Here is a 6,825-nt window from a genome sequence, read left to right as displayed (position 1 = left end):
GAGTGTTCCCGGATCCCCTGTGGGAGCGAGCCTGCTCGCGAAGCTTCTGGCTTTTTACTTGGTCTTGAGTTTGAGATAAGACTGATGCATATCCACCGCCCAGCCATCGATCACGCCTTTGACGTCATCGGCCTTCATCACCTGGGCTTTGTTTTCCAGCGGTTTGCCGGTGCCCTTGCGCACGACCTGGGCCAGGACATGATTGTTGCCGCCATCGAGGAACACCGCCTCGGTGGCCAGGTCGGTTTCCTGATCGCGGATACCGCTGGCAGTGCTGACCGCCGCGGCCACCAGGGCAATCGGGATCACTTCATAGGGCTTGAGGCCTTCGGTCTTGCTACTGACAGCGGTGATCGCCGCACGCACCACGATGACACCCGGGCCAGGGCCGGATGCCAACGGCAAGGATTTGCCGATTTCACGCTTGAGCGCCTGGTCGTAGTAGCTGGTAATCCCGTTCAAGGTGGTCTGGGGGATTGTCTCGGTCGGCTGGGGTTTGGGATACAGCTGGGTCGGTTCGACGTAAACGCTGGTGAACTTGTTGATGTCGAGCTTGGGATCGACCCAACGCATCACGGTGGCGCCTGACGGTGACTTGGCTTCCTTGAGCTGGCTGTAGTTCTTGAGAAACCCGGAATACTGGTCCGGCTCCACGACCTTGCTGGCGCAGCCGACCATGGCAATGGAGGCCATGCACACGGTGCCCATCATCAGCGCTAACTTCATGCGGTAACTCCTGTAAAAAAGATCGACTACGGTTAGGAACAGAGGTGTTACAGGTATAGCCAATAAAGAGCCCGGCGTTCTCGAAAAACACAATATTCATCTAATGCAACTGAGCAGATCACAAGCGTGATTTGACAGACGCCGACCATCCGGCAAAGCTGCATCGAGCATGTACGCGCGCCTGACGGCAAACGCAACCGGACTACGGAAGTCGCAATGCCGAAAGATAAAAATAAAGCGGTAACCGCAAAACCTGATTCGCAACCGACCCTGATTAACCGTTACCTGTTCCCCGTCACCATTGGCATCCTTCTCCTCGCTGTCACGGGCATCGGCTGGTTTCTGTTCGGCAGTCACCCGGCGCCCGTGACTTATGCGCCGGTCAGCACGCCTGTCGTTCAACCCATCAAGCCACAACCGGTTGCCCCTGTGCCGGGAATGGCGCCGCCAAAAATGGTCGATGAGCAGCAATGTCAGGGCTGCCACGACGCCCAGGTCAAGGACTGGCAAGGCTCCCATCACCAATTGGCGATGCAGGAGGCCAACGCCGAAACGATGCTCGGCGACTTCAACAACGTCACCTTCAAGGCGGAGAACGAAACCACCCGTTTCTCGCGCAAGGACGACGGCTTCTGGGTCAACACCCCTGGCATCGACGGCAAGAATGCCGATTTCAAGGTCGCCTACACCTTTGGCATTGCGCCGTTGCAGCAATACCTGATTGCGGTCGGCGACGGACGCCTGCAAGCCCTGGGCGTGGCCTGGGATACCGAGAAGCAGCGCTGGTTTCATCTCTACCCGGGCCAGGGCGTGACCTTCAAGGACCCGTTGCACTGGAGCAAACCGAGCCAGAATGCCAACTTCATGTGCGTCGAATGCCACACCACCGGTTACAAGCGCAATTTCGATGCCGCGAAGAACACCTTCGACAGTCAGTGGAACAGCCTTGGTGTCGGCTGTCAGGCCTGCCATGGTCCGGCCTCCGATCACCTCGAATGGACGGCGAAGAAAACCGAGCTGATCCACGCCGGTTTCGCCGTCGACCTCAAGGACAAAAACACCACCGTCGAAATCGAAACCTGTGCCCGCTGCCACGCCCGCCGCGCGCCGCTGGGCGATGGTTTCACCGTCGGCAAGCGCCTGATGGACGATTACCTGCCGAGTACCCTGACCCGCGAGCTGTACGCCCTGGACGGCAAGATCAAGGATGAAGTGTTCGAACACGGCTCCTTTGCCCAAAGCAAAATGTTCGACAAGGGTGTGCGGTGCAGCAATTGCCATAACCCCCACAGTACCGAACTGAAGGCACCGGACAACGGCGTCTGCCTGCAATGCCACAACTCCGCGGGCAAGACCTCCGTGGAAGGCATCGACGGCAAGGGCCTGCAAGCGAAGAACTATGACGCCATCGAACACACCCGCCACACCCCGGGCCAACCGGGTTCGCAGTGTGTGGATTGCCATATGCCCGGCAAGTTCTACATGGGCAACGACTTCAGGCATGACCACAGCTTCAGCATCCCCAACCCCGAACGCGCGCAAAGACTCGGCACGCCGGACGCCTGCCTGACCTGCCACCAGGGCAAGGCCGGCGACAAGGTCACAGAACAGTTCAAGCTGTGGAACACCGCCAACGCCGGCACGGCGCAAGCGCCCCGTTACGACGAAAGCCTGTGGCTGATCCGCAATGGTCAGCCCGGCGCGGCGCAAGCCCTGTACGAGCAATTGCAACGCAGCAACCTGCCGGCGATTCAACGGGCGACCCTGCTGGCCGAATTGCCGATGTTCCCCAGCGAACAGGCGCTGAAACTGGCGACAAAGGACTTGAGTCATCCGGCACCGCAAGTGCGAGAAAGCGCCGTGCGGGCGATCAGCGCCTTCCTGCCGCCGGCCGAGCGTGCACCGCTATTGGCGCCGGTACTGAGCGATCCAGTAAAAGCCGTACGCATTGCCGCGGCGCGGGACGTGCTCAGCGTGGCGCGCAACGGTCTGGGCAGCGCCCAGGACGCCTGGAATGCCGCCATTGCCGAGTACGAAGCGGTGCAAAGGAGCCTGGCCGAACGCGCCGAAGCCAACCTCAACCTGGCGATGTTGTACCAGGCCAGCGGCCGCGGTGGCGAGGTCGAAGGCCTGCTGCGCACCGCGCTCCAGCGTGATCCGGATTTTCATCCGGCGCGGGTGACGCTGGTGCAATGGCTGGAAGCCAATGGCCGCAGCCAGGAGGCCCAGGCACTGCTCGCGCAAAGCCTGAAGGACCACCCGGACGTTGCGCTGCTGCAACACACTCAGGGCCTGTCGCTGGTGCGTGCCGGCAAGTCCGGGCAAGCCATGCCGTTCCTGCGCAAAGCCGCGCAACTGGAGCCGCAAACCGCGCAATACGGCTACGTGCTCGCGGTGGCGCTGCATGACAGCGGCAAGGTCGATGACGCCTGCGCAGAGCTGGAAAGGCTGTTGAAGGAGCAGCCGGCCAACCGCAATGCGCGGCTGTCGCTGATCCAGTACTACCTCGACAACGGGCAGGAACCCAAGGCGCAGGTGCTGCTGCAGGGCTGGAAGAAAATCAACAGGGGCGATCCGGCGTTGAAGTGAGTCCTGCACGTTGTAGGTGCGAGCTTGCCCGCGATGGAAGTCAGGGCGCCGTGTTTCGTCAGGCTGACCGCATAATCGTTGACGCCCATCGCAAGCAAGCTCGCTCCTACAGGAATGTAAAAATTCTTTCGATTTTTGGTGACACCATATAGCCACTACTGGCAAAGTGCCTGCCGCGTTAACATCACCCCAAGTATCCACCTCGAGGCCTGCATGAAGCACGCCTCGGCCAATGACGGCACAGTCCAGTCGCAAGGAAAAAAATGGTAGTTCTGCGCAAGTTTTTCACCGTTACAGCCCTGACCGCCACCCTCCTGACTTCCGGCTGCGCAAGCATCGTCGGGGACAGCAAGTACCCTGTAAACGTATCGAGCACCCCGAGTGGTGCCAACTTCACGGTCCAGAACAAGGACGGTGTCGTCGTTCATAGCGGTTCCACGCCCAACTCCGTGACGCTGCCTTCGGGTCGTGGCTACTTCAAAGGCGAGACCTACACCATTACCTTCAAAAAAGAAGGCTATGCCGATACCACCGCAAAACTGGATACCAGCATGAGCGGCTGGTACTGGGGCAACATTTTGTTCGGCGGTCTGATTGGCATGCTGGTCGTCGATCCGATGACAGGTGCGATGTACAAGCTTCCGGCTGACGCCGCAGGAGACCTCGGCAGCCCACTGGCCGGTGAAGCGCCGAAGAACCTGACCCTGCTGGAAATCGATCAAGTGTCGCCAAGCGATCGCGCGGCGCTGGTTCGCATCAACTGATAAAACCAAGAGATCGCAGCCTTCGGCAGCGCCTGCACAGAGCTGTCGAATGCTGCGATCTTTTGCGTTTTTGGTGCTTAGCGCCGCCGAAACAACGGTCGCGGTTCAATCACCGACCGCCCGTACAACACACTCATCCCCGCCAACCCTTTCAGCGCATCCTCCGCGGATTTGTCTTCACGCACTGCGAAGCTGTCGAAACCGCACTGACGCATGTGGCTGAGTTGATCGCGCAATACATCACCGATGGCGCGCAATTCGCCGGTCCAGCCCAATCGCGTACGCAGCAGATACGCCTGGCTGTACGCGCGCCCATCGCGAAAACTCGGGAAGTCCAGGGCGATTAACGGCAGTTGGGCAAACCAAGGCTTGAGGCTTTCCACTTCATCGTCCGGCCCCAGCCACACCGCGTTTTGCTGCGGGTTTTCCAGCCACCGGGCCAGCGGCAGAATCAGCGCACCGGCCGGTAACCCGGTATCGGGCTCCCTGACCAGTGTCCAGGGATCATCCGCGTCAATCCGCGCCACGCCCTCCTCCAGTCGCAACAGATTATTCATGCCGACACCTCCAGCACCTTCGGGTACACCGTCTCCTTGAACGGCTCCAGGCCGATGCGATGGAAGGTGTCGACGAACAACTCCTCGCTCTCGCGGTAACGCACGAAGGTCTCGATGATGCGCTCGATGACATCGGGCACTTCAACGGCGCTGAAAGACGGGCCAATAACCTTGCCCAATGCGCTGTTCTTGCCCTGGGCGCCACCGAGGGTGATCTGGTACCACTCGCTGCCGTTCTTATCGACCCCGAGGATGCCGATGTTGCCGATGTGGTGATGACCGCAGGCATTCATGCAACCGGAGATATTGAGGCTGATATCACCCAGGTCGTGCAGGTAATCGAGATCTTCGAAGCGTGCCTGGATGGCCTGGGCGATGGGAATCGACTTGGCGTTGGCCAGCGCACAGAAGTCGCCACCGGGGCAGGCGATGATATCGGTCAGCAAGCCGACATTGGCGCTGCCCAGATTGTGTTCGCAGGCCAGGCGCCACAACGCATACAGGTCGGCCTTGGGCACGTCCGGCAGGACGATATTCTGTTCATGGGCGATACGGATTTCGCCGAAGCCGAAGCGCTCGGACCACTCAGCCACGGCGTCCATCTGCGTGTCGGTGACATCGCCCGGTGGCGCGGCAATGCCGGGTTTGGTCGACAGCACCACGCTGGCGTAGCCCGACACTTTGTGCGGTTGCACATTACGCATTACCCAGCGCGCGAATGCCGGGTTCTCGGCCAGATGTGTGCCGAAATCAAGGTTGGTGTCTGCCAGCGTACGATAATCCGGCGCGACGAAGGCACTGGCCACGCGCTCGAACTCATCGAGGGTCAGTTGCGCCGGGCCATCCCTGAGGTACTGCCACTCCTCCTCCACTTCCCGGGCGAAAGCGTCGATACCCAGGGCTTTGACCAGGATCTTGATCCGCGCCTTGTACTTGTTGTCCCGCCGGCCATGGCGGTTGTACACGCGCAACACCGCCTCGACGTAGGACAGCAGGTGCTGCCACGGCAAGCCGTCGCGGATCTGCAAACCGAGAATCGGCGTACGCCCCAACCCACCGCCAACAATCACCCGCAGCAGCATTTGCCCGTCTTCGCCGGGGTAAAGATAGAGGCCGATGTCATGCATCATGATCGCCGCCCGATCCTGCTCGGCCGAGCAGATGGCGATCTTGAACTTGCGCGGCAGAAACAGGAACTCCGGGTTGATGGTCGACCACTGCCGCAGGATCTCCGCCAGCGGTCGTGGGTCGATCATTTCGTCGGCGGCGACCCCGGCGAAGGCTTCGGTGGTGATGTTGCGCACGCAGTTGCCGGAGGTCTGGATCGCGTGCATGTCCACCGCGGCCAGGCGTTCGAGGATGTCCGGCACCTGGGCCAGCTCGATCCAGTTGAACTGCATGTTCTGCCGGGTGGTGAAGTGGCCATAGCCGCGGTCGTAATCCCGGGCGATGCTCGCCAGGGTTCGCATCTGCCGGGCACTCAGCGTGCCGTAGGGAATCGCCACTCGCAGCATGTAGGCGTGTTTTTGCATGTACAGGCCATTTTGCAGGCGCAACGGCAGGAACTCTTCCTCGCTCAGCTCGCCGGCCATGAAGCGTTCGACCTGATCGCGAAACTGCGCAACCCGCTCGAACACCAGCGCCCGGTCATAGTCGTCGTACTGATACATCTGGCTACCTCATCAGGGTTGATCGGGCTCTGTGGCTGATCCCAGTCGCTCAAGGTGGAAACCTTGTGGAAGCGAGCCTGCTCGCGAAGGCGGAGTGTCAGGCGACATTGATGGTGAATGTGCCGGCCTCTTCGCGAGCAGGCTCGCTCCCACAAGGTCTGCGCTCAGGCCGATGGCATCAGACAATTCGGCTCGTTCTCGAGGATGTGACTATGAACCCGCGCTGATCTGCATTACAGATTCAGCTGTTTTCGAAAAAACCGTATCAGAGGCCAACCAGCCCAGCCTTGGCTACTTCCGATCTGATCCGCATAAATCAGTTTTTCCTGAGTCTGTTTTGGATTTGCCGATGTTTTTACAGTTGCCCGACTTTGCAACCGTGGAAGCATTGAGCATGAGCACAACAACTAACGGACAGGCCTATAACTACAAGGTCGTCCGCCAATTCGTCGTGGCGACCGTATTCTGGGGCGTCGTGGGAATGGCGATGGGCGTGTGGATCGCCTCGCAGCTGGTATG

General features: G+C 60.2%; 5 protein-coding genes and 1 pseudogene. 3 read left to right on the top strand and 3 right to left on the bottom strand.

What is annotated here, in order from left to right:
* Positions 1-54 precede the first annotated feature (54 nt).
* On the bottom strand, positions 55-726 hold the full coding sequence (locus ACW9HW_RS28070; RefSeq protein WP_457402576.1) for a DUF3313 domain-containing protein: 672 nt from the start codon (positions 724-726) through the stop codon (positions 55-57).
* A 216-nt stretch (positions 727-942) separates the two neighbouring features.
* Here ACW9HW_RS28070 and ACW9HW_RS28065 point away from each other — a divergent pair, with 216 nt between their 5' ends.
* Together ACW9HW_RS28065 and ACW9HW_RS28060 are read left to right on the top strand one after the other, a co-directional pair.
* Positions 943-3,315 (top strand): tetratricopeptide repeat protein, encoded by a 2,373-nt coding sequence (locus ACW9HW_RS28065; RefSeq protein ID WP_457402574.1) that lies wholly within the window; start codon positions 943-945, stop codon positions 3,313-3,315.
* Between the two features lie 263 nt (positions 3,316-3,578).
* Complete coding sequence (locus ACW9HW_RS28060) at positions 3,579-4,079, top strand: hypothetical protein (RefSeq protein WP_457402572.1); 501 nt, start codon at positions 3,579-3,581, stop codon at positions 4,077-4,079.
* 77 nt (positions 4,080-4,156) lie between these two features.
* Here the strand turns inward: ACW9HW_RS28060 and ACW9HW_RS28055 are convergent, their stop codons facing one another.
* Both ACW9HW_RS28055 and ACW9HW_RS28050 read right to left on the bottom strand, forming a co-directional pair.
* Positions 4,157-4,636, bottom strand: coding sequence for a DUF934 domain-containing protein (locus ACW9HW_RS28055; RefSeq protein ID WP_457402570.1), 480 nt, complete (start codon positions 4,634-4,636; stop codon positions 4,157-4,159).
* Positions 4,633-6,306: a nitrite/sulfite reductase gene (locus tag ACW9HW_RS28050; protein ID WP_457402568.1), complete on the bottom strand. Its 1,674-nt coding sequence runs from the start codon at positions 6,304-6,306 to the stop codon at positions 4,633-4,635. Before ACW9HW_RS28050 ends, ACW9HW_RS28055 begins: the two co-directional genes overlap by 4 nt.
* A 172-nt stretch (positions 6,307-6,478) precedes the next feature.
* On the opposite strand from ACW9HW_RS28050, the pseudogene ACW9HW_RS28045 reads away from it, so the two are divergent.
* A pseudogene (locus tag ACW9HW_RS28045) lies at positions 6,479-6,825 on the top strand (hypothetical protein); the annotation flags it as partial.

Source organism: Pseudomonas sp. SDO5532_S415 (assembly GCF_054071155.1).
The sequence above is the reverse complement of the archived record's forward strand: the minus strand, read 5'-3'. Positions and strand labels throughout refer to the sequence as shown.

Coding starts and splice junctions, on each gene's coding strand:
- ACW9HW_RS28060 (WP_457402572.1), top strand. CDS start 3,579: ATGGTAGTTCTGCGCAAGTTTTTCACCGTTACAGCCCTGACCGCCACC.
- ACW9HW_RS28070 (WP_457402576.1), bottom strand. CDS start 726: ATGAAGTTAGCGCTGATGATGGGCACCGTGTGCATGGCCTCCATTGCC.
- ACW9HW_RS28050 (WP_457402568.1), bottom strand. CDS start 6,306: ATGTATCAGTACGACGACTATGACCGGGCGCTGGTGTTCGAGCGGGTT.
- ACW9HW_RS28065 (WP_457402574.1), top strand. CDS start 943: ATGCCGAAAGATAAAAATAAAGCGGTAACCGCAAAACCTGATTCGCAA.
- ACW9HW_RS28055 (WP_457402570.1), bottom strand. CDS start 4,636: ATGAATAATCTGTTGCGACTGGAGGAGGGCGTGGCGCGGATTGACGCG.